The organism is Vicinamibacteria bacterium (genome assembly GCA_035570235.1).
Taxonomy (GTDB): domain Bacteria; phylum Acidobacteriota; class Vicinamibacteria; order Fen-336; family Fen-336; genus DATMML01.
The window spans coordinates 1-22,540 of record DATMML010000054.1 but is presented as its reverse complement, the minus strand read 5'-3'; the positions used below and the strand labels follow the sequence as shown (position 1 = coordinate 22,540).

General features: G+C 67.6%; 17 protein-coding genes. 6 read left to right on the top strand and 11 right to left on the bottom strand.

Annotation, left to right across the window (positions count from 1 at the left end; translation table 11 throughout):
* Window positions 1–187 precede the first annotated feature (187 nt).
* Window positions 188–1,117 carry an energy transducer TonB gene (locus tag VN461_10330; protein HXB55170.1) on the top strand — a complete coding sequence of 310 codons (930 nt, stop codon included), beginning with the start codon at window positions 188–190 and terminating at the stop codon, window positions 1,115–1,117.
* Window positions 1,118–1,268: 151 nt separating this feature from the next.
* Here the strand turns inward: VN461_10330 and VN461_10325 are convergent, their stop codons facing one another.
* From VN461_10325 to VN461_10310, 4 genes are all read right to left on the bottom strand, one after another.
* Entirely contained in the window at window positions 1,269–2,639 is a 1,371-nt protein-coding gene (locus VN461_10325) for an MATE family efflux transporter (protein HXB55169.1), read from the bottom strand.
* Window positions 2,640–2,821: 182 nt separating this feature from the next.
* The gene (locus VN461_10320; GenBank protein HXB55168.1) at window positions 2,822–3,952 is read right to left on the bottom strand and encodes a tRNA-dihydrouridine synthase family protein; all 1,131 of its coding nucleotides are present in this window, start codon (window positions 3,950–3,952) and stop codon (window positions 2,822–2,824) included.
* Window positions 3,949–5,829 (bottom strand): ABC transporter ATP-binding protein, encoded by a 1,881-nt coding sequence (locus VN461_10315; GenBank protein ID HXB55167.1) that lies wholly within the window; start codon window positions 5,827–5,829, stop codon window positions 3,949–3,951. Before VN461_10315 ends, VN461_10320 begins: the two co-directional genes overlap by 4 nt.
* Window positions 5,830–5,901: 72 nt before the next feature.
* A complete protein-coding gene (locus VN461_10310; protein HXB55166.1) occupies window positions 5,902–6,234 on the bottom strand; it encodes a hypothetical protein in 333 nt (110 codons plus the stop codon).
* A gap of 179 nt (window positions 6,235–6,413) precedes the next feature.
* On the opposite strand from VN461_10310, the gene VN461_10305 reads away from it, so the two are divergent.
* The 4 genes from VN461_10305 to VN461_10290 all read left to right on the top strand — a co-directional run bounded on the left by VN461_10305 (window position 6,414) and on the right by VN461_10290 (window position 9,022).
* A complete protein-coding gene (locus VN461_10305) occupies window positions 6,414–7,022 on the top strand; it encodes a LemA family protein (protein ID HXB55165.1) in 609 nt (202 codons plus the stop codon).
* A 4-nt stretch (window positions 7,023–7,026) separates the two neighbouring features.
* Window positions 7,027–7,806, top strand: coding sequence for a TPM domain-containing protein (locus VN461_10300; protein ID HXB55164.1), 780 nt, complete (start codon window positions 7,027–7,029; stop codon window positions 7,804–7,806).
* A gap of 17 nt (window positions 7,807–7,823) precedes the next feature.
* On the top strand, window positions 7,824–8,276 hold the full coding sequence (locus VN461_10295; protein HXB55163.1) for a TPM domain-containing protein: 453 nt from the start codon (window positions 7,824–7,826) through the stop codon (window positions 8,274–8,276).
* Window positions 8,277–8,404: 128 nt separating this feature from the next.
* Entirely contained in the window at window positions 8,405–9,022 is a 618-nt protein-coding gene (locus tag VN461_10290; protein ID HXB55162.1) for a hypothetical protein, read from the top strand.
* Between the two features lie 205 nt (window positions 9,023–9,227).
* On the opposite strand, the gene VN461_10285 is transcribed toward VN461_10290, so the two are convergent.
* From VN461_10285 to VN461_10255, 7 genes are all read right to left on the bottom strand, one after another.
* Window positions 9,228–9,743 (bottom strand): superoxide dismutase family protein, encoded by a 516-nt coding sequence (locus VN461_10285; GenBank protein ID HXB55161.1) that lies wholly within the window; start codon window positions 9,741–9,743, stop codon window positions 9,228–9,230.
* Window positions 9,744–9,898: 155 nt separating this feature from the next.
* Complete coding sequence (msrB, locus tag VN461_10280; protein ID HXB55160.1) at window positions 9,899–10,444, bottom strand: peptide-methionine (R)-S-oxide reductase MsrB; 546 nt, start codon at window positions 10,442–10,444, stop codon at window positions 9,899–9,901.
* Window positions 10,441–11,097, bottom strand: coding sequence for a peptide-methionine (S)-S-oxide reductase MsrA (gene msrA, locus VN461_10275; protein ID HXB55159.1), 657 nt, complete (start codon window positions 11,095–11,097; stop codon window positions 10,441–10,443). The genes msrB and msrA overlap by 4 nt, the downstream gene beginning before the upstream one ends.
* A 240-nt stretch (window positions 11,098–11,337) precedes the next feature.
* A complete protein-coding gene (gene pgm, locus VN461_10270) occupies window positions 11,338–12,984 on the bottom strand; it encodes a phosphoglucomutase (alpha-D-glucose-1,6-bisphosphate-dependent) (protein ID HXB55158.1) in 1,647 nt (548 codons plus the stop codon).
* On the bottom strand, window positions 12,981–14,891 hold the full coding sequence (locus VN461_10265) for a hypothetical protein (protein HXB55157.1): 1,911 nt from the start codon (window positions 14,889–14,891) through the stop codon (window positions 12,981–12,983). The genes pgm and VN461_10265 overlap by 4 nt, the downstream gene beginning before the upstream one ends.
* A gap of 319 nt (window positions 14,892–15,210) precedes the next feature.
* Entirely contained in the window at window positions 15,211–18,309 is a 3,099-nt protein-coding gene (locus tag VN461_10260; protein HXB55156.1) for an efflux RND transporter permease subunit, read from the bottom strand.
* Between the two features lie 119 nt (window positions 18,310–18,428).
* Window positions 18,429–19,643: an efflux RND transporter periplasmic adaptor subunit gene (locus tag VN461_10255; GenBank protein HXB55155.1), complete on the bottom strand. Its 1,215-nt coding sequence runs from the start codon at window positions 19,641–19,643 to the stop codon at window positions 18,429–18,431.
* Window positions 19,644–19,952: 309 nt separating this feature from the next.
* Here VN461_10255 and VN461_10250 point away from each other — a divergent pair, with 309 nt between their 5' ends.
* Window positions 19,953–22,079, top strand: coding sequence for a sulfatase-like hydrolase/transferase (locus tag VN461_10250; protein HXB55154.1), 2,127 nt, complete (start codon window positions 19,953–19,955; stop codon window positions 22,077–22,079).
* Window positions 22,080–22,540: the final 461 nt, after the last annotated feature.

The following is a 22,540-nucleotide window of genomic DNA, read 5'->3' as shown; positions in this document are numbered from 1 at the left end:
TCTCCAGGTTTCTCTCATGTCAGAACCAATCCGACGCTTGGACGATCGGCCGCGAACTCGGGCCACCTTCGAAGACCCAGCTGCCGCCGAGAGCGTGCGGGGATTCGAAGGAGAGTCATCCATCCCTTGGTTGGGTCTCCTGGTCGTTCTCGCCTTGTCCGTAGGCTTGCAGGCTCGGGGGCCAATTGTGGAAGCACAGGAGCGTCCCCCGAACGACGACGACCCTTTCAACCAGGGGCGGCCCAAGACGAAGGTGCCGAACGGGACCATCCTGGTGAAAGGCGCCTGGTCCAGCGCAAGCGATGCCCTGACTCCCCTGCCGGAGGGAGGGAGCATCGCCAACAACAAGTATGCCAACCCATATTTCGGGCTCACCTATCCTTTGCCCCTCGATTGGTTGCAAAAGTTCGAGGGGCCGCCTCCGTCGGAGAGCGGTCGCTACGTTCTTGCCCAGATCACGCCGACGGACACCTACAAGGGGCCCTCGCGAGGAAACATCTTGATCACCGCCCAGGACATGTTCTTCACGCCCTTGCCGGGGGCGAACGCCCTGGCGCTCGTCCAGTACACGAAGGACAATTTGCCGGCCGACTACCAAGTGGAGCCAAAGCCGCCGGAGGCCAAGATCGCCGGCCGTTCCTTTGCCTCCCTTGCCTATTGGTCTCCCGTGGCCGGGCTGCATTGGTACCTCCTGGCCACCCAAATCCGCTGCCATACGGTGGAACTCGTCCTAACCAGCCGTGATCCGAGACTCCTAGAGAGCCTGACCCAACATATGAACAACATGAAGCTCCCGGAGGAGGCCAGCCCCACCGCGGGGACGGGAGGGGACGCGGTGCCCATATGCAGCAAGGACTACGCACGCGATGAGAACCTGATCGCGCGGGTTGATCCGGTCTTCACCGAGCACAGACCCAACCCTGTTCCGGTGCGGATCATCATCGACAAAGAGGGCAGGGTGAAACACATTCACTTTCTCAGCGCCTTTCCGGACCAGGCCAGAGCCATCACCGAGGCTCTGAAGCAATGGCGGTTCAGGCCGTGCCTTCGAAACGGGCAGCCGGTTGAAGTGGAAACCGGCATCATGTTCGGCCCCGCGGCATCGCCGGCCCCCTGAGCCCTAGTGTTGAGATCACTACCGGGCACGGCCACGCGCGCAGGGTCTCGCGGGCGCCGCGACGGGGAGTCCCGAAGCGGCACCAAGGCGGAGGCCGCCGCCCGGGGAGTGCCAAGGCCGACCCCGCTCGGCCTCTTGACCTCGCCAGCCCTCAGGCCGGCTCCGCCATCTCCGTCTCCAGCTCCGGAGGTAGGGCTTCGATCACGCGCATCGCCCTCCATCTCCCCTGGCGGAAGCGGCGCAGCATGAGCAGGCCGAGCAGGATCACGTACGCGCTGGCCGCCGTCCACGCCACGTAGACGCCGCCTCCCAGGAGGACGCAGGCCACGTAAGCTGGGCCAAGCATGGCCGTCACGGACAAGACCACGGTCAAGCCCAGTGGGTAGAGCGTGTCCCCGGCTCCCTTGAGACCGGCCGCGAAGATGAGGTTCATCATGTCGAAGATGGAGTAGAGGGCCACGAAGCGCAGCAAGATCGCGGCGATGGGCTCCACGCCGGCGAAGCTCACGGGGTCAGCACCGGCCGCGTAGGGGGTGAGCAGGAGGCGGCCCCCGAACAGGTAGAGCAGGCCGCAGCCCGACATGTAGGCGGAGCTCATCCAAAAGGCGGACCAGGTGGCGCGCTCGGCCAGATCCGGCCGCTCGGCGCCCAGGTAGCGGCCGACCAAGGAAGACACCCCCACGGAAAGGCCGAGCATGGGCAAGAAGACCAGCATGTTCAGGTTGAAGGCGATCCCGCTGGCGGCCAGCGCGTTGGTGCTGATCCGCCCCACGAGGACCATGAACAGCGCGAAGGCCAGGATCTCGAGGGAAAACTGGAGGCCGCTGGGCAGGCCAAAGCGCAGGAGGCGCGCGAAGAGCCGCCGATCAAAGCGCCAGCCCGAGAGCGTGCGGTAGCCTTTTCGGAAGGGGGCCCGTAGGGTCAGGGCCAGGAAGAGGCCGGCCCCCACCGCTTGGGCGATCACCGTGGACCAGGCCGCCCCCGCGACCCCCGCCCGCGGGAAGCCGCCCTTGCCGAAGATCCAGAGGTAGTCGAGAACGATGTTGACGAGGGTGGAGGCTATGTTCACGAGCAGGACCACGCGCGTGCTTCCCCGACCCGCGAAGAAGGTGGAAAGGGTGGCCATGAGCACGATGGGCAAGGCGCCGGTCATTAGGATGGCCGCGAAGGCGGTTTCGTTGGCCTGAACGGCGGGGGCGTGGCCGGCGAGGGCGAACACGGGGCCCGCCAACGGCGAGAGAGCGGCGATGAGCACGCCAGCGGTGAGGGAGAAGTAGATTCCCTGCCAGAGGACGGGCCCGATTCGTTCCGGCCGCCCCGCTCCGAAGTACTGGGCGATGAAAGTGGTCAGGTACTCGGCGGTGCCGATGCACAGACCGATGAGGGCCCAGACCGTGAAGAGACCGGTGACCGCTCCCGCGACCGCCTCCGGGGAGTACCAGGTCAGGAAGAGGCGGTCCATGAACGTCTGAACCGTGAAGGACATGTGGCCGAGGATCAGGGGGTAGGCGACACTCAGCACCTCTCGCCCCCCTCCCGGACCTCGCCAGAGCCGCAACACTTCGGGCCTCCCGAAACCCCCAACTTATCATGGCTCCCGCGCCTTCCGGGGCGCGGGCGTGGCCCACGGGCCGGCGGTGGGCGGGACATGCGCCTCCGGGCGGGCCTCCCCCTCTGTCCCTACGAAGGCAGGAGGGCCCCCGGTCAGCCCGCGATCTGGGAGGGCACCAGACGGAGTGACTCCTGGCTCGCCTCCGGCGGCAGGGTGCCCTGGAGCCGCAGCGCACGCTCGCACCCCTCCTCCCGGCTCTGGGCCTCGAGCAGCTCTTGGCTCAGACGCAGATGCGTCTCGGGGCGAGAGTCGTTGAGGAGCTGCTCCAGAGCCGAGGCGGGCTCGCCCCGCGGCAAGCGGGTCTGGATGAGGGGGTGCGAGCGAGCACGCTCCCCGAACTCCGACTCCGGAAGCGGCTGGTAGCGACAGAAGAAGTTCAGGTGCCAGGAGAGGAAGCGCACGGCCCGCCGCCGACCCTTCTCATCGTCGTGGAAGTGCTCGCGAAGGAGCTCCACGAAGCGCCAGATTACGCCAAAGCGCTCCTCCGCGGTGGGCTGCCAGCCCCGGCCCTCGCGGATCTCCCGGAAGAGCCAGGGCTTTATGAGAGCGCCCCGGGCCAGCATGATCGAGCCCACGCCCGAGCGTTCCCGACGCAACCGGGCTTCGAAGTGGGTGAGGATGTCTCCGTTCCCCACCACGGGCACGCCCCTCTCCGCCCCCACCCGGCCGATGAGGTCCCAATCCGCGGCTTTGCTGTAGCGCTGCTCGCGCGTCCGGGCGTGGATGGCGATGGCCGAAGCCCCCGCCTCCTCGCAGGCCCGGGCCAGCTCGGAGATGTTCTCCTTTCCCTCTTTCCAGCCCGTCCGCAACTTCACAGTCACGGGAACGGAGACCGCTTTCTTCATGGTCTCCACCAGCCGCGAGAGCAGGCCCGGCCTCTTGAGGAGGCTGGCCCCCAGACCCCGCCGCGTGATCTCGTTGATGGGGCAGCCGCAATTGAGGTCGACAAAGCGGGCGCCCCGAGACTCGGCCAGCCGCGCCCCCTCCGCCAGGCTCTCCGCTTTCTTGTCCGCGAGTTGCGCCCCGAAGAAGGGCTCCTCGGGATGGCTGCGCAGAAGCGCGAACTCGCTGTTCCGGCCCTTGAGCAGCTTGAAGACCACCGCCATCTCCCCCACCGTGACCTCGGCCCCGAACTCTACGCAGAGACGGCGAAAGGGGAGGTTCCCCCCGAAGGTCAGGGGCGCCAGCCAAAGGCGGTCGGCAAACGGGGAGGGTGCGGTCATTCGCCGAGCAGGCGGATGCGGCCGGTCACCATCTCTTTCGGTTCCGCCTCCCTATCCTCCGCAACGTCCCCCTCCCCGGGAGCCAGGAAGAGATTCGACTCCAAGCCGTGCTGCTTCGTGTACATCTCGAAGTAGCGGCCGCCCGCAGCATAGAGGGAAGCGTGGGTCCCCCGCTCCACGACCCGGCCCCGCTCCACGACCAGGATCTGGTCGGCCCGGCGGATGGTGGAGAGACGGTGCGCAATCACGAAGGTGGTGCGACCCCGCATGAGGTAGGACAGGCCCTCTTGGATCAGGGCCTCGGATTCGGAGTCGAGGCTGGAGGTGGCCTCGTCGAGGATGAGGATTGCGGGGTCGGCCAGGATTGCGCGCGCAATGGAAACCCGCTGTTTCTGACCGCCCGAGAGCTTGACCCCCCGCTCGCCCACCACCGTCTCGTATCGCTTCTCGAAGCCCTCCGCGAACTCATCCACGCGCGCGATCCGGCAGGCGGCCAACACCTCCTCCTCCCCCGCCTCGGGTCGAGAGAAGGCAACGTTCTCACGGATGGTGCCGTCGAAGAGGAAGGTCTCCTGGAGAACGACGCCCAGGCGCGTGCGGTAGGAATCCAGCCGGACCGTGGAAAGGTCGACCCCGTCCAGGAGGACGCGGCCCGCGGTGGGGACGTGGAAGGCGGCCAGAAGCCCGATCATGGTCGACTTGCCGGCGCCGGAGGGGCCCACGAGGGCGGTCACCGTTCCCGGCTCCGCCCGGAAGGACACGTGCTCCAGCACCGCCTTCCCGGAATCGTAGGCGAAGGTGACGTCTTCGAAGACCACGTCCCCGCGGAGGGCAGGGAGGACCACGGTCCGACGAGGGTCCTCGTCCTCCGGCTGCTCGCGCAGGATCTCGCGCGTCCGCTCCAGGCCGGCCAGGGCCTCCGTCAGCTGGGTGCCGATGGAAACGATCTGGAACATGGGCGCCACCAGGAAGCCCAGGAAGACCGTGTAGGTGAAGAAGCCCCCCACCGTCAGCTCCCCGGCCAGGATCCCCCGGGCCCCCACGAACATGATCCCCGCCCCCACCACGCCGAGGAGGACGGCCGCGGAAAGGCTGAGGACGGAGGTGGTGGTCAGAGTCTTCAGGATGTTGGCGAGGATTTGGCCGACCCCCTCCGCGAACACTCTCTCCTCTCTGCCCTCCGCGTGATAGCCCTTGACCACCCGCACCCCGCCCAGCGACTCGTTGAGCCGCCCCGTGACCTCGGCGTTGATGCGGCCCCGCTCGCGGAAGCTCGGCCGCAGAGTGCCGAAACCGCGGAAGAGCACGGCCCCGAAGAGAGCGAGGGAGGAGAAGGTCACGATCGTCATCCCGGGGCTCAGCCGAAACATGACGGTGAGGGCAAGGGCGGCGGTCAGCAGACCCCCGACGAACTCCACGAGGCCGGTCCCGATCAGGTTCCGCACCCCCTCCACATCGTTCATGATCCGGGAGACCAGGGTGCCCGTCTTGTTGGCGTCGAAGTAGGCCACCCGGAGCCGGCCCACGTGAGCCTGGACCCGACAGCGCATCTGGGCGATCAAGCGCTGCGCCGCCTTGGAGAGGACCTGGGTCAGGGCGAAAGAGGTAGCGCCCTGGACCAGGGTGGCCGCCACCACGGCCGCGATGAGGGGCCCGAGCAGGTCGATCCGTCTTTTCCCCACCACATCGTCAATCAGGAATTTGGTGGAGGCGGGGAGGACCAGCCCGGACACCCGGTTCACGGCCATCAACCCCATACCCAGTGCCAGCAGACCGCGGCGCGGAGCGACCAGGGCCCAGAGTTCGGGGAGCAGCGCCCGCAGCCGCTCAGGCTTCGATGGCCCCGCTCCCGAATCCGTCTTCTCGCTGTCGCTCATGCCTCTTCCCCGGCCCCCCCAGGCATTCTACCTTGGGGGTAGGGAGGGACCGGCGTCCCGCGGGGTGCGGTCTCAGCGCGGCTTAGAAGGGGTGCGGGCGCGGCGAGAGGCGGGCCGAACCACGAGGGCACGGCCACTTGGGCGCCTCGGCTTCGGTCGAGGCTCGCGCCTCGCCGCCGGCTTCGGGAGTGGCTTGGCGCGGAGGAGGGGCAGCTCCGCCATGCGACCGCAGGAGAAGCAGACGATCTTGCGCCGGTCTGCCCGGTGGCCGAAGGACTTACCGCACCGGCAGCGCACGAGCAGGTAGAGAAAGTGCCGGGTGGGCCTTACCCTCAGGATCCTGACCCCCCCGATCTTGGCTCCGATCACGCCCGCCGTCGCCCGGATCATCAACGTCTGCGCCATCCGTTACCCCCTACTCCCGGCAAGGGTCGCAAAGCGCGTACCAGTGAGAGGCGCTGATTCTGAAGGGTTTGCCGGGTGGTGACAGGATTCCGGACGGCCTCAGTCCGGTCACCCTTCCCTTCCCACCCCTCCCCCGCGTACACTGGGACGCCGACAGAAACCTGGAGGATCAATTAGAGATGGCGAAATGGGGCGCGGTTGGCTGCGTGGGGATCCTTGTCGTGGTCCTGATTTTGGGCGTCTTCGTGGGCGGGAGCTACAACGAGCTGGTCCGGCTGGACCAGGCCGTCCAGGCGCAGTGGGGTCAGGTGCAGAACGTCTACCAGCGCCGGTCGGATCTGATCCCGAACCTGGTCGAGACCGTAAAGGGAGCGGCGGCCTTCGAGAAAGACACCTTCACGGGCGTCGCCGAGGCCCGGGCCAAGGTCGGCCAGATCTCGGGGGATGCCCTGAAGAACGTCGCCAACGACCCGGCGGCCTTCAGCAAGTTCCAGCAGGCTCAGGCCGGGCTCTCCTCCGCCCTCTCCCGCCTCATGGTGGTGGTGGAGAAGTACCCGGAGCTGAAGGCGAACCAGAACTTCCGCGACCTCCAGGCCCAACTCGAGGGAACGGAGAACCGCATCACCGTGGAGCGCATGCGCTTCAACGAAGCGGCCCAGGCCTTCAACACCAAAAGGATGAGCTTCCCCACCGTCGTCATCGCCGGCTTCTTCGGAAGCCGCTTCGCGGAAAAGCCCTACTTCAAGGCGGAGGAGGGGGCGGAAAAGGCGCCGAAGGTCAAGTTCTAGCCACGTGATCCTTTTCCCAGCCCGCAGGCTCGCGGCCGCGGTTCTCGCCGCGGCCGCAGCCCTCTCGGCGGCCTCGCTGGCCGCCGCGCCCGCCGCGGTCCCGCCGGCCCCCGCGCGCTGGGTCACCGACACCGCGGGCTTCCTCTCCGAAGCGGCCCGCGGAACTCTCGACCAGCGCCTGGAGGCCTACGAGCATCAGACGGGCCACCAGGTCCTGGTCTGGATCGGGCGCAGCACCGGCGACACTCCCCTCGAAGACTTTACCGTCCGCGCGTTCAAGGAATGGAAGCCCGGCCGCAAGGGGCTCGACGACGGTCTTGCTTTGTTCGTGTTTGCCGACGATCGGAAGATCCGCTTTGAGGTCGGCTACGGCCTGGAGGATCGGATCCCGGACCTGGTCGCCGGTCGCATCATCCGGGATGTCATGGCCCCCCGGATCCAGGCCGGGGACCGCGATGGCGCGGTCAAGGCCGGAGTGGAGGCGACCCTGGCCGCCATCGAGGGGCGCCCCGCCCCCGGGGAGGGCGGGACGCAGCCGACCTTCCGGGAGCACCGTCCGGCACCGACGAGGGCGCTCTCCACCGGACAGAAGATCCTCATCGGCCTCGCCGTCCTCGGCTTCCTGATCCTCCTCATCACCAACCCGTCCCTCGCCATGTGGCTCTTGCTCAATGTCCTTTCCGGAGGGCGCGGCGGGGGTGGGGGCGGTGGGGGCGGTGGGGGCGGTGGCTATTCGGGAGGGGGCGGCAGGTCGGGCGGAGGCGGGGCCTCGGGCTCCTGGTGATGGGAAGGAGCTGAACCATGTTTCTTGCCCAGAGGAGACTGCTGCGCAGCATCGACGGTGAGCGGGTGAAGAAGGCCATCCAGGATGCCGAGCGGCTGACCTCCGGGGAGATCCGCGTCTCCGTGGCACCGTTCTTCTGGGGCGGCCTACGGGCCGCCGCCGAGCGGGCCTTCTCACGGCTGGGGATGACCGCAACCCGCGACCGCAACGGGATCCTCCTTTTCATCGTGCCCTCGCGGCGCAGCTTCGTGGTCCTGGGGGACGAGGGGATCCACGCCAAAGTGGGCCCCGAGTTCTGGAGCGATGTTACTAAGGCCATGTCCGAGCGCTTCCGCTCCGGAGACTTCACGGGCGGCCTCGTCCACGGAATCGAGACCGTAGGCCGGGAGCTGGCCACGCACTTTCCCTACGACGCGGCGACGGATGTGAACGAGCTTCCGGACGACATCGACTTCGGGGGAAAGAGCTAAGGACCGGAAACCGGACGGGGGCCGCCTTCCGGCCCGCTATCCACAAGACAAATGAGCGTTCTGGCTCAAGTTACGGTTGCTCACCGCTGGCATTCCTTTTGCTCCCGAACAAGCGGCGGGAGGCAACAGTGGGTCATGCTCGAGGCGCGACGCTGGTCCTAGCCGCGGTGGTGTCTTTAGGGAAGGCCGAAGCGAGGGCCCTCGACGGCCCCGAGATGACGCCCGAGCGCGTCCGCCAGGCCATCAGCTGGGGTCTGAGCGCGCCGGAGAGGGACCTCGAACAGTACGAGATCCGAGCGGACCGGAACTGGGTGCTTAACTTCGACACCCCCTTCCTGCGCGTCGCTCAGTTCTCGAGGGCGATGAAGATCCAGAATCAGCCCATCTCCGAAGCCGATCTGTCCCCCAAGCTCGTGGCGGGCGAACTCCACGTCTATGCTCACGCCAAGGCTGACAGCTCCGCCAGTGGCTCGCTTCCTCTACCCAACATCGAGTACATCGTCATCATGAAAGCCGCCCCTGACGGTCCGGCGGAGACGATCCTGCCCACGACGGTTCTATCTTTCATCCGTCGCGTGCCCCCGAGTGAGGCCGATCCCTGGGGGCCGACCAAGATCGCGAGGAGCGTGAAGGCCACTTTCCCGCTTCAGGCCCTCGCCCCCGGCAACGAGGTGCGCATCCTCTTCGAGGGCGGCCTCATCCAGACCGTTCGGCTCGAGGCCGACCTGCTGGCCCGCGTCCGCTAGGCCCTGAACACGGACGACCCTGGGCAGCCGGGGTATGAGGTCGAGAGGTCACCCCTCCCCAGGGCGATGAAGTCGCGGCGGCCCGCGCCGGCTGCCGGCAGGAGCGTTGCTGCGCCCTCGGGGGAGCGCGTGGAACGGGAGTAGGCCAGCGACCCCGGGGCACGGCCGAAGGCGACGCCACCCCGGGATCGAGGAGACTTGCGCCCTACTCCCCCTTGGCCGCTCCGATCACGCCGCAAGCCAGACGAGCACCCGCATTCCCCGTGGGCTGGGTCTTGAAGTCGTCCGCTGCGGCATGGACGATCACGCCGCGCCCCAGGATGCTGTTCGGGCCGTCGAAGGCGGCTCGGGTGTCCACGTACTCCAAGGTGGCCGCCCCGTCCTTGCCGGCCTCGATGTTCCCGAGGTCTCCGGTGTGACGCTGGGCATCCTTGGGGCCGGCGTGCGGCTCGCCGTTGGGGTTGAAGTGCCCACCCGCGGAAAGGCCGTCCGGCGCCGAGCAGTCCCCAAACTCATGAATGTGGAACCCGTGGGCACCTTCCTTCAAGCCCGTGAGATGGACGCTGACCTTGACTCCTCCGTCCACCTTGGCGAACGTGACCCTGCCGGCCACGGTACTGCCCTGGGTCGGGCTCAGCGTGGCCCCCGCCTTCGTGACCGGCGCGGCACTGGCGGCCACGGCCGACGCGGCCAGGATGACGAACATCGAGCTCAGCTTCATTGGGCTCATCTCCTTCTTGCTTGAGTGCGTTCGACGAGCGAGGGGACACTATAGCATCTCGGGCGAATGCCCGGACCGAGGGCCGGGCACCACGGAGGCAGGTCCGAGAGCGCACCACCCCGGGGTCCAACCGCTTGCTCGTGGGCGATCGCGGATTAGCGCTTCGCCTTTTCGAAGAGCGGCACGTACTGCTCGTAGCCTTCCGCGGCCAGCTTCTCGGCGGGTATGAACCGCAGGGAGGCGGAGTTCATGCAATAGCGGAGGCCGGTGGGCGGCGGCCCGTCCGGGAATACGTGCCCGAGGTGCGAGTCTGCGTGCGCCGATCGCACCTCGTTCCGGGGAAGGCCGAGCTTGTAGTCGGTGCGCGTCCGGACATTCGACGTCTCGAGCGGCCGCGTGAAGCTCGGCCAGCCGGTGCCGGACTCGAATTTGTCGAGCGAGCTGAAGAGCGGCTCTCCGGATACGACATCCACGTAGATGCCCGCCCGGTGGTTGTCCGCGAACTCGTTGCGGAACGGGGGCTCCGTCCCCTCCTTCTGGGTCACCTCGTACTGGAGGGGAGTGAGAGCTTTGCGAAGTTCCTCGTCCTTAGGCTTCTGGAAATTCACGGGCCATCCCTTCGTCTTTGTTTGCGGGCGGGCTGTCGACGGCAGGAGCAGGCAGCCGGCCACAACGAGACCGAACCAGGAACGGCTGCTCATCGATGTCCTCCTGCGCTGTCTCCCCACAGCTCCTGGAGCCGGTGGTCGCGCCCGCAGCCCTGCCGGTATTGTTGGTAACGCACGGGGTTCTTGCGATAGAAGTGTTGATGATACTCTTCGGCCGGATAGAAAGCGGAAGCGGGAACGACCTCCGTCCTGATCTTTCCCTTGAACTGGGGGCGCTCCTCAAGCTTCTGCCTCGACTCCTCGGCCGCCCGCCGCTGGCTCTCGTCCCGGTAGAAGATCGCCGATCGATACTGGGACCCGTGATCGCAGAACTGCGCGTTCGCGGCGAGGGGATCAATGTTGTGCCAGAACGCGTCCAGAAGCTGCTCGTAGGTGATCTTTGCGGGGTCGTAGATCACCTGAACGGACTCGGCGTGGCCGGTCGAGCCCGACGAAACTTCCTCGTAGGTCGGGTTCCTCTTCCCACCGCCCGTGTAACCGGAAGTCACGGAGAGCACGCCCTCGAGACTCACAAACGCCGGCTCCATGCACCAGAAGCAGCCGCCCGCGAAGATCGCGGTTGCGGGCTGTGACGTGGCGACCGACGCTGGGCTAGGCGAGGCCCCAGAGCCAAGAGCGACGAGAACAAGGCCGATCGGGACAAGCCATCTCAAGAATCTCCTCCTCCCTAGATCCACCACGATCATCCGCGTGCTTGATTCCGGCCCCCCGCCCCCACTCTAGTCTACGCGCTCCCGGCGGGTCCGGATCGTCAAACCTTGTGTTTAAGGCCCACCCCTCGCGGAGGGCTCCCCGGTCATAAGCTCCAGCGTCACCGCTGCAAAGCCCTCCGGGAGCTTGGGCCAGCGCCACCCAGCTTAGCTGGGCGCGTGAGTTCTCGAGGCCCCTTTTTTGAAGAGCCCGGGGTTCCCGTGGACCGGAGGGTGTCAGGGGGCCGTCAGGACCTCGCCCACCAACGTCCGCGCCTCTTCCTGCAGGCGGTGCAGGTGGTCGAGGCCGCGAAAGCTCTCCGCGTAGATCTTGTAGAGGTCCTCCGTCCCCGAAGGACGCGCCGCAAACCAGCCATCCTCCGTCACCACCTTAAGGCCCCCGATGGGGGCTCCGTTGCCGGGGGCGACGGTGAGGATGGCGATGATCCGCGACCCCGCCAGCTCGGTGGCTCGGATCTGCTCCGACCCGAGCGCCCCGAGCCGGGCCTTCTCCGCGGGCGTGGCGGGGGCGTCGATCCGCTCATAGACCGGTTCCCCATGCTCGCGCACGAGGTCACGATACAGCTCGCCCGGGTCCCGGCCCAGGCGGGCGGTGATCTCTGCCGCCAGCAGACCAAGGATCAGGCCATCCTTGTCCGTGGTCCATACCGATCCGTCCCGGCGCAGGAACGAGGCCCCCGCGCTCTCCTCGCCCCCGAAGGCCACTTCGCCCGAAAGAAGGCCGGGCACAAACCACTTGAACCCGACCGGCACCTCGAGCAGGGGGCGGTCCAGGGCGGCCGCCACCCGGTCGATCAGGCTGCTGCTCACCAGGGTCTTGCCCACCGCCGCCCGCGGGCTCCAACCCGGGCGGTGGCGGTAGAGGTAGGCGACGGCCGCGGCCAGATAGTGGTTCGGGTTCATGAGGCCAGAGCCGGGGACCACGATCCCGTGCCGGTCCGCGTCGGCGTCATTGCCCACCGCGACCCGGAACCGCTCCTTCAGCCGGATCAGCCCGGCCATCGCGTAGGGCGAGGAACAGTCCATCCGAATCTTGCCGTCCCAATCCAAGGTCATGAACGAGAAGGCTCCGTCCACGCGGTCGTTCACCACCGTAAGCTCGAGCCGGTGCCGCTCGGCGATACGCGCCCAGTAGGCCACGCTGGCCCCGCCCAGCGGATCCGCTCCCACGCTCACCCCCACGCTCCGAGCCGCCTCTAGATCCACGACGGACGGAAGGTCATCCACATAGGCGGTGAGAAAATCGTGCCCCCGCGTGGTGGCAGCCTTGCGGGCCCGCTCGAAGGGAATGCGCACCACCTCCCGCAGGTCGTCGGCAAGAAGAGAGTTGGCCCGGTCCTGGATCGCGCCCGTGGCCCCGGTATCGGCCGGCCCGCCGTGGGGGGGGTTGTACTTGATGCCACCGTCCGGCGGAGGGTTGTGGGAGGGCGATATGACGATGCCGTCGGCCGAGCCATCTGCGCGCCCGCGGTTCCAAGCGAGGATCGCGTGGGAGATGACGGGGGTGGGTGTGTATCCGTCCGCGGCGTCGACCAGCGTCACCACTCCGTTTCCGGCCAGCACCTCGAGGGCAGACCGCGCCGCCGGAAGCGAGAGGGCGTGCGTGTCGATGCCCAGGAAAAGCGGGCCGTCCGTCCCCTGGGTTCGACGGTAGTCGCACACGGCCTGGACCACGGCCAAGACGTGGGCTTCGTTGAAGCTGCGCCGCAGGGAAGAGCCCCGATGGCCGGAGGTGCCGAAGGAAACCCGCTGTCCAGGTTCGGAGGGGTCCGGTCGTTCTGTGTAGTAGGCGGTGACGAGCCGGCTGAGGTCGACGAGGTCTGACGGCTGCGCGGGTTGCCCGGCGCGGGGGTGGATGCTCACGGACCGGGATGCAACGCCGCCATCGCCCGGGCCCCGCCCCCCTTCGCGGACAAGCCCTCCAGCTTCGCCCGTAGCATCGCCGCCCGGGCACAGTCTGCCGAGCCCTCGGCGGCGCGCAAGGCGCCGGCCAGGCTGTTGAGGCGACCAGGCGCGATCTTCATCGACGCCTCGTACTCCGTGAGGGCGGGGGCCGGTTCACCGAGGTCCATGAGCAAATCGGCCAGAAGCTCCCTCGCCGGCAGCAACGGTCCCGGTGTCACGGGGTGCTTCTCGGTCGAGTCCTCAAGATCGGCGGCGGCCCGCATGAGCTTCCGCGCCTCGGGCTGCCCCTCCGCCCGAGCGATCCACGCCGCCACTTCCAGCTGCTGGATCTTCAGCTGCCCAGCCCAATAGGGATCATGGGTCTCGAGGAGTCCCGCGTGGAGGGCCGCCAGGCGCTCGAGCGCGCTCCTCGCCACCCCGAGGTTCCCACTCCGGGCTCCGCCGATGCCGCGGGCCAAATGAGTCAAGGCCTCGGCGGAGCTGAATCGCGGCCAGGGAAAGCCGGCCGGACGCACGGTAAGGGCCGCAGCCTCGGACCACTGCTGGCGCTCGAGGGCGTAGCGGGCGGGCACCGCCGCCAAGGCGTAGGCGGACGCGAAGTTCTGCTGGTCGAGTGTCTCCACCGCGTTGATCTCATCGACCACCCGCTTCGCGTCCACGTCGCGCCCCTCTTGCAGGTAGGCGTAGGCCAGGTAGTCGAGGGCGTGGAGCTGGTCGAAAGAGGCAGTGCCGGCCCGGGTTTTTTGGACGTGCTCCTTGGCCATTGCCGCGGCGGCGAGGTTCGACTGTATGGACTCGTCCCAAAGGGCGAGCCGGGTGAAGATGTGGGACGGCATGTGCAATGCATGCGGCGAGGAAGCTGCAATCTGCGCGTAGGCGCGGGCGGCGGGCAGGGCCAGCTCCGCCAAGTCTGGGTAGTCGAAGCTATGGATCAGGTAGTGGGCCACGCCCGGGTGCAGAGGGGCCCCGGGCAGAACCGTATTCAGGATTTCCGCAGCCTCTTTCTGCTTCGCGTACGTCTTGTCCGTCGGCCCGGCGGTGCCAAGGAGGGCCAGGGCATGGAAGACGGCCGCTTCCCGGTCGGCCGGATACCGCCGCTGCACTTGGGCCATCGCCCTCTCGAAGGCGAGGGCCCGCCCCGGATAGCCGGAGACCCCGGGCTCCTGGTAGAAGGCATGGACGGCGGCGATGTAGTCGCGTTCACGTTCGGTTCTCGCGTTCGCCGCTCTTGCCCTCTCCGCAGCCGCCCGCCCCCGCTCCATCTCCGCCGAACTAGGGGTCGCGCTTGGGTTGGCCGCCGCCCAGACGGGGTGGAACAGGCTCATGGCGACTCCCCAGTAGCCCATGGCACAACTGGGGTCGGCCTTAGTGACGTCGGTGAAGGCCTTCTCGGCCTCGTCGTACCAGAAGGAGTGCAGCAGGGCCACGGCTCGTTCGAACTTTCGCTGGGCGGCCGCGTCGCACGAAACTGGGAACTCAACTGTCCCCAGAGTCTCGGTCTCCCCCGCCCCATGCTCGTGCCGATGAGGAGCCTCGCTTGCCACCCCCGGGGGGGCAGCTTCAGCCGCGGTTGCGGAGTCCAGCGCCCAGCCCTGGCGGATCGTGGTCGCCTCGCAGTAGTTCTTGATGCAGGTCGCGTCGTTGAGGCACGCAAGGACCACCTCACAGGCTTGACGGGCCGAGGAGCCCGTGGGAACGTCCGTCGTCTCCGTGCACCGCCCGGCAAAGCTGGGGTTGCTGAAAACGCACAGCGCCCGGGTAGCGCTCGACTCCGCGGCGGTCGTCGCCAGAGACGCCGTGATCAGGATGAGCGGTCCGCCCAGGATGGCGATCACCCGCGGGGGGTGGCAGCTAGTTCTCTTCATGCGCCCATTCTACGCCGCTCGGCCCGCCCCTAAGCACCCGGACGCGAACGCAAGGAGAAAGGAGATGCCTGGGGCGCTCCCTGGCGGGAATCCATTAAGCGCAACTGAGGACGCTCGGGCCTGACCACGTGCGCTCCTCGGCCCCTGGGCAGCGTCTGCGCGCGCTCGAGTCGGAGCCACGGCCACGGGCACGCGGGCGGCGGTGGTTGCCCCTTCCCGTACGGGGGGTCCTGCGGGAAGCCGTGGCAGGGTGCTAAGCGAGCCCGTGAGGCGGCTGCATTTCGCTCGGCGCCGCCCAGAGGCTACGGCCTCCTTCTCCTTAGACTCGAGGCGAGCGGACCCCGGTCCAGGCCCAAGCCACAAGGGGGGCGAGGCTGGCCCGAAAGCCGCGCTCCTCGGCTTCCGCAAAGAGCGAGTAGGCCACGGGCGTGACTAGGAGGGTGGGAAGAAGGCACAGGGTCTGGCCGCCGATGATGGTAACCGCGACCGCCGAGCGCTGGGCGGCCCCGGCCCCGATCCCGATGGCAGTGGGGATGAGGCCGGCGACAATCGAGAGGGTGGTCATCAGGATGGGCCGCAACCGCACGTGGTTGGCCTTGAGGATCGCCTCCCGCAGGGGCAGGCCCTCCGCGCGGAGCTTGTTTGTGTAGTCCACCTGAAGAATGCCGTTCTTCTTGACAATGCCGAGCAGCAGGAGCACCCCGAGGGAGCTCCACAGGTTGAGCGTGCGCGCGGTGATCCAGAGGGAGAAGAGCGCGAAGGGAATCGACAGCGGGAGGCTGAGCATGATGGTGAAGGGGTGGAGGAAGCTGTCGAATTGAGCGGCCAGCACCATGTACATGAAGATGGACGCCAGCAGGAAGGCAATAATGAGGTTGCGGGTGGTCTCGTCCAGGATCTTAACCGAGCCCGTAAAGCGGAAGTTGTACCCGGCAGGTAGGCCGGTCTTCCGGACTTCCTCCCCCACCGCGCGCGCCGCCGCGTCCAAGGGGAAGTCGGGGGCGTTGTTGCCGAACACCTGCACCTGAAACTGCCGGTTGTAGCGGTCGATACGCGCCGGGCCCACGCCCCGCTGGATAGCGGCCACGTTGTCCAACCGCACTTGGCCCACCTTGGCGGAAGGGATCATGAGCCGCGAGAGGACCTCGGGGTTCTTCTGCTGCCCGGGCAGGAGCTGCATGGTGACGTCGTACTGTTCGTCCCCTTCCTTGTAGGTCGAGATCTGGTCCTCGCCGGCGATCATGAGGCGCAACGCGTTGCCGATGTCGGCGGCCCGCACGCCGAGGTCGGAGGCTCGCTGGCGATCGATCATCACCTGCAGCTCCGGACTGTTGATGCTCACGCTGGTATCCACGTCCAAGAGTCCGGGCACCTTCCGCATCCGCCCCGCCGCCTCCTTGGCCACGCCCGCCACCTGGTCGAAGTCGGGGCCGAGGATGAGAGCGCGGATGGGGAAGAACGTCTCCCCTCCCCCCAGGGCGGAAGGAATCATCACCTTGGAACGCAGGTTGGGATAGCCGGCGCAGATCTTCCGGACCTCCGCCGCCGCGTCCAGATTTGAGAAGCTCCTTTTGCCGAGATCCACGAGTTTCACGTAGATGTGGGCGTGGCTCATGAGCCCCTCGTGGATATAGGGGTTCACAAAGGCGACGCCTTTGAGGCGGCCGATCCTCCCCGCGATCTCGGTGGCGAGGCGTGCGGTCGCGTCGAGGGAAGTGCCCTCGGGCAAGTTCAGGAGCGCGGTGATCTCGCCCTCGTCGTCGGGGGGGATCCAGTCCCGGCCCACCAGCGCGTTCAGGGGCAGGGCGAGGAGGAAGGTCCCGAGGGCGATCCCCATCACGGCCTTCCGGTGATCGAGCGACCAAGCCAGGATCTCGCCGTACCTCCGGTCGATCCAGACGAAAAAGGGCGACGCTTTCGAGGCGTGCGCGCCGCCCGCGGGGACGCGCTTGAGCAGGCGCGAGCTGAGCATGGGGGTGAGGGTGAAGCTGACCAACATCGAGACCAAGATGGAAAAGGCCATGGTCCAGCCGAACTGGTTGACGTAGCGGCGAGCGTACCCGTTCATGAAGGCGATGGGTAGGAAGATGATCACCAGGGAAAGAGTAGTGGCGAGCACGGCCAGCGTTATCTCCTGGGTGGCGGCGATGGCCGCGCTCTTAGGCTCGTAGCCCTTCTCTTCCAGATAGCGGACGATGTTTTCGAGCACCACTATGGCGTCATCGATCACGATCCCCACCGCCAGGGTGAGCGCGAGCAGCGTCATGTTGTTTAGGGTGAAGTCCATCGCCTTCAGAAGGGTAAAGGTAGCGATGATGGAGGTGGGGATGGCCAGGGAGGCGATGACGACGGAACGGAGGCTACGGATGAAGAGGAGGACGACCAGGCTGGCCAGGAGGCTTCCGAAGAGCAGGTGCTCCTCGAGGGAGACGATGGAGGCGTTGATGAAGACCGACTGGTCCCGGATGACGCGGAGGGTCATTCCCGGGGGCAGGGTCTTCTCGATCTCCGCGATCTTGCGCTTGACGGTGTCGATGATCTTGACCGTGTTGGTGCCCGACTGGCGCTGCACGTCGAGGGAGACCGCCTGCTTGTCCTCGAGCAGGTTCCAGGAATGGGGCTCGCCGTAGCTGTCCTCCACCGCCCCGAGGTCGTTGACCCGGATGGGGCTGCCCCCCACGTTCTTCACGATGATGTCGCCGAACTGGCTCACCGCATCCAGACGGCCGAGGGTGCGCACGCCCAACTCCGCGTCCCCGCGCACGATCGTCCCGCCCGGGATCTCCACGTTCTCGTTCTGGACGGCGCTCTCGACGTCCATGATGGTGAGCCCGTAGGCGGCGAGCTTGTCCGCGTCGGCGAAGATCCGGATCTGGCGGAGCCGGCCCCCGGTCAGGCTCACCTGCCCCACGCCGTCCACCGTCTCCAAGACGCGCTTGATGCGCTTGTCCGCGATCTCCGTGGTCTCCCGCAGGCTCTTGTCCCCCGCCACGACCACGGTGAGGACGGGGTCGGAGTCGGGGTCGGCCTTCTGGATGATGGGGGGCAGGATGTTGGGGGGGAGGTTGCGCAGGGCTCCCGCTACTTTCTCGCGCACGTCCTGGGCGGCGCTCTCGATCTCGCGCTCGAGGACGAACTGGCACGTGACGCGGGCGTTGCCTTCAGTGGCGGAGGAGGTCAGCTCGTCCAGTCCGCTGATGGTGGACAAGGCCTCCTCCAATGGCAAAACCACCTGCGTCGTCATCTCCTCCGGGGTGGCCCCCGCGAGCTTGACGCTGATGTTGACGGTGGCGGGATCGGCCCGCGGGAAGAGGTCCACGCCAAGGTCGCGGAAGGAGAAAATCCCCAGGACCCCTAGGAACGCGATGAGCATGACGGCGAACACGCCACGCTTGACGCAGAGCTCGGCCAGCGTCATGGGAGATTACCAGAGGCGTCCGCACCGAGGCGGTGCCCCCTGCCCTCGCCTCTGCCGTCCGCGGCGGGGGGGAGAATCGCCCACTCCCCGCCCCGGCTCCGGTGGCCGGGGAACACCCCTTACTCCACCGGATCTACGGGCGCCCCGTCCCGCAGTTCCTGGCCCGCGACGGGAACCGCCACCCGCGCGCCATCCTTGATGCCGGCTACGATCTCGACCTCGCCGCCCTCTCGCGCGCCCAGCTTGACCTCGGTCTCGCGGAGCGCGCTGTGCTCGACCGTATAGATCTTATAGACGCCGTAGAGATAGCGCAGGGCCTCCGGGGGTACGAGGAGGGCAGTGTCCACATGGTTGGAGGCGATGGTGGCCCGGGCGAAGAAGCCCGGTTTAAGCAAGCCCTCTTTGTTGTCGAGGAGCGCCTCCACCTCGAAGGAGCGGGTCTGGGGGTCCACGGAGGGGTTGATGCGCGAGAGCTCGCCCACGAAAGTGCGACCGGGGTAGGCCTCGACCTGGACGTTCACCGGCCGGCCCACCGCGACCCAGCCCGCCATCTTCTCCGGGACCTTGAGCCGCACGCGCAGGGGGTCATTGTCCACGATCACCATGACCGGGGTCTGCACCTTCACGTATTGCCCGGGGCTGACGTTGCGCTGCTTCACTTGACCCGGGAAAGGGGCGCGGATCAGGGTATCGCGCAGCTTCTTGTCGGCTAGGGCCACCGAAGCCGTGTGTTGGGCGGCCTGGGCCCGCAGGTTCTGGACGTTCTGCACCGCCATGTCATAGGCGGCCTGCGCCCCGTGGTAGCGCGCCTCCGCCTCGTCGAAACTCTCGCGGGCGATGAGGCCCTGCGTGAGGAGCTCTTGCGTGCGTTGGTATTTCTGGGCCGCGTCCGTCCGGTCGGCCTCCGCTTTCTTTACCTCCGCCGCCTCCGTCGGGCTCCTTAGTTCCCCGCCGCCTTCGGAGGGGCCCAGGCGCGCTTCAATCTGCCGCAGGGCGGCCCGCTCCTGTTCCAGGGTCAAGCTGAGCTCGACGGCGACGATCTTCACCAATGGCCGGCCTCGAGTGACGCGGTCTCCCACATCCACGTACACCTCGTCGACCCTCCCTTCCACCTCCGAGCCCACCGTGACCTCTTCGAACGGGAATAGCGAGCCCACGGCCTCTACCGTGCGCTGGATCGTTCGCGCGACCACCGGCACCACCCGGGCCTTGACCGGCTTGCCCCCGCGGCGGGGATCATCGCTCGCGCGCCCCCTCGCGCACCCCATACCGGCGGTGGCAACGATCACGGCCAGGAGCGAGACCGGGACGCGACCGCGCTGCGGCGCCGCCATAACCCTCCACCGCTCCGGCCCACTGCCGCGGAGCCGTGCTTCCAAGCTTGACAACCTTCTCCGTATTCTTGAGAGGTGTCAAGCACCTGTACTCGCACCTGTACGCCTCCACATGAGGCACCCCGGATTGGTTTTCTCGGCCAGCCCGGCTGGAGGAACTGCTGGGCGTGAGGCGGCCGAGGGACCGGGGAGGCACTATCAGCGAGGGCCTCCCCCCCGAACGGCTGGCGCCAACTCGTCAGCGCCTACAAAGCGGTCCGCCAACCTCCTGCCCCTGCGCCCCGCGAGGGCGGTTAACATGAGCGAGTCATGAAGAGCGTCGAGCTTGCGGCCACCCTAGGGCTCGCGACCCTGCTGGGGGCCTGCCGCGGAGACTCCTCTCCCCCCGTGTTTCCCCGAGCCCCGGTAGTCTTGATTTCCATCGACACCCTGCGCGCGGACCGGCTCCCTGCCTACGGGTACCGCGGCGTGCGCACGCCGAACCTAGACCGCTTCCGGCGAGAGGCGATCCTGTACCAGAACGCCTACAGCCCCTGCCCCATGACGCTGCCCTCCCATCTCACGATGCTGACCGGTCTCCTGCCCAAGGAACACGGGGTCCGGAACAACCTGGGCTTCGTCTTCTCGGGGGAGGCGCACACGAGCCTCCCCTTTCTGCTCAAGGGCCAGGGCTATGCCACGGGGGCGGCCGTCTCGTCCTACGTGTTACGGGCCGAGACCGGCCTGGCCAGGATCTTCGATTACTACGAGGACTCGATCGATCCCCGACCGGGCGCGCCCTTCATCGACTATCAGAGACCGGGCGGGAAGACAGCCGCGTTCGCCCGGGAGTGGATCGCGCGCCAAGAGACGGCGCCTTTTTTCTTCTTCTTCCACATCTATGAGCCCCACGTCCCCTACGACCCTCCCGAGCCCTTTAGGAGCCTCTACCCGTCCGCCTATGACGGCGAGGTAGCGACCGCCGACGCCATCGTGGGCGACTTTCTGGCCGACCTCAAGACGCTCGGCGTCTACGACCGTGCCGTCATCATCCTCACCTCGGACCACGGCGAGGGCTTGGGCGACCACGGGGAGGACCAGCATTCGATCCTCCTCTATCTGGAGGCGCTCCACGTCCCCCTCCTCCTGAAGCTGCCCGGCGGGGCGCGGGGGGGCGGGCGCGTGGAGGCTCCCGCGCAACTCAGCGACATCCTTCCTACCGTCACCGACATGCTCGGCCTCAAGACGCCGGGGGGCTTGCGGGGGCTCTCCTTGCTGCGGTTACCGGCCCCGCAGCCGCGGTTCATCTACGCGGAGACCCTCTATCCCCGGATTCAACTCGGGTGGAGCGAGCTCCGCTCCCTCATCGACGGCCGTTATCACTACATCCAGGGCCCGCGGCCCGAGCTCTACGACATCGCATCCGATCCGGCGGAACGGAACGATCGAATCGCGAGCGAGGCCGCCACCGCCGCGCGTCTCGCCCGGGAACTCGAGCGCTTCCCGATGCTCGGTCCCCAGGACGTCGCCCGCCCGGACCCCGGCGCCGCGGAGCGTTTGGCCGCCCTCGGCTACATCGGTGGCGTCCGGGAGCGCGGCGCCTCCCCCCTCCCGAACCCGCGGGATAACCTGAAGTTCCTCCAGGCCATGAGGGAGGGCTGGCGTCTGGCCGCGGACCACCGGGTGGGCGAGGCGCTCGAGGTGCTCACGGCCATGGTCAAGGCGAACCCGGCCATGGTCGAGGTCTGGATTAAGCTGGGTGACGTCTACGCCGAAGCGGGAAGGGACGACGAGGCGGAGGCGGCTTACCAGGAAGCCCTCCAGCGCTCGCCGCTCTTCCTCGAGGACGTCGCCCTCGCGCAGGGCTACGCTCAGCTCAGGCGGGGCCGGCTCGCCGAGGCGGAAGCGACGGCCAGGAGGGCCCTTCCCCTCAACCCGGCAAAGGCCCGGGACCTCCTGACGCGCGTGGCCCTCGCCCGCAACCGCTTAGACGAAGCCCTGGGCCACGCCCGGGCCGCGGCCGGCGGCCGGAGCCCGCAGCCCTCCTTCATGCTCCTCCTCGCCGAAGTTGAATTGAAGAGGGGCGATCCTCGGGCGGCTCTCCTCGTCTTGGGCCAGGCGGAGGGGCGGGCCGCCGAGCTGAGGCTGGCGGGCGTCTACGGCCTGGAGTTCTTCCGGGCGGACGCCCTCGCCCGCCTGGCCCGGCCGGCCGAGGCCGAGGCCGCCTACCGGAAGGAGATCGCGAGCTTTCCCGGACACGCCGAGGCCTACTCGAACCTGGCCGTCCTCTGTTTCCTGCGGGGAGACCGGGCGGCGGTCGCGAGCCTGATGGAGCAGATGGTGGCCGCGAACCCGTCCCCTCGCAGCTATCTTCTGGCCGCGGCCACGTGGCGGGCCCTCGGCGACGCCGCCCTCGCTGCCACCTGGAGCCGCCGGGCCAACCGTCCCTCCTCCTAGGGCCACAGGGGGGGCGTTCCAGAAGGAAAGGCCCCGAGGTTACCCCCGGGGCCAGCCTGCGGTTCCTTTAGAAGCGGACCCCCACCATGAACTCGTACACCCGCGGCAGCCCGTGAGCCCACCGGTTGCTGGGCCCGGTACAGGGGCTCACCGTTTCCAGCTGATCCTCAGCCCATTGGGAGAGGGCATCCTGATTTTCAACGGCATTGGCGAGTATCTCCATTTGCGCGTTGACGTGAGCTCACTCTTCGCCAGACGGGCCGGGTGTAAGGGGTCGTTTCAGCGAACGATCTTCCGTGGACAGCGGCGGGAGGTGCTCGTTCCACCGGTTTAGGACGGAGGCCAGATCTTGTGCAACCCCAGTGCAAGCCCAATCACATGCCGGGGCGTATTTAAACCGTAAACTATTGATGCTATTGGTAGGCCCTGTGGGGATCGAACCCACGACACCCTGCTTAAAA

Bases quoted from the DNA above. Each gene is read 5' to 3' on its own strand.
- VN461_10320 (HXB55168.1), bottom strand. From the start codon at position 3,952: ATGACCGCACCCTCCCCGTTTGCCGACCGCCTTTGGCTGGCGCCCCTG.
- VN461_10315 (HXB55167.1), bottom strand. From the start codon at position 5,829: ATGAGCGACAGCGAGAAGACGGATTCGGGAGCGGGGCCATCGAAGCCT.
- VN461_10310 (HXB55166.1), bottom strand. From the start codon at position 6,234: ATGGCGCAGACGTTGATGATCCGGGCGACGGCGGGCGTGATCGGAGCC.
- VN461_10305 (HXB55165.1), top strand. From the start codon at position 6,414: ATGGCGAAATGGGGCGCGGTTGGCTGCGTGGGGATCCTTGTCGTGGTC.
- VN461_10295 (HXB55163.1), top strand. From the start codon at position 7,824: ATGTTTCTTGCCCAGAGGAGACTGCTGCGCAGCATCGACGGTGAGCGG.
- VN461_10285 (HXB55161.1), bottom strand. From the start codon at position 9,743: ATGAAGCTGAGCTCGATGTTCGTCATCCTGGCCGCGTCGGCCGTGGCC.
- msrB (HXB55160.1), bottom strand. From the start codon at position 10,444: ATGAGCAGCCGTTCCTGGTTCGGTCTCGTTGTGGCCGGCTGCCTGCTC.
- msrA (HXB55159.1), bottom strand. From the start codon at position 11,097: ATGATCGTGGTGGATCTAGGGAGGAGGAGATTCTTGAGATGGCTTGTC.
- VN461_10265 (HXB55157.1), bottom strand. From the start codon at position 14,891: ATGAAGAGAACTAGCTGCCACCCCCCGCGGGTGATCGCCATCCTGGGC.
- VN461_10260 (HXB55156.1), bottom strand. From the start codon at position 18,309: ATGACGCTGGCCGAGCTCTGCGTCAAGCGTGGCGTGTTCGCCGTCATG.
- VN461_10255 (HXB55155.1), bottom strand. From the start codon at position 19,643: ATGGCGGCGCCGCAGCGCGGTCGCGTCCCGGTCTCGCTCCTGGCCGTG.
- VN461_10250 (HXB55154.1), top strand. From the start codon at position 19,953: ATGAAGAGCGTCGAGCTTGCGGCCACCCTAGGGCTCGCGACCCTGCTG.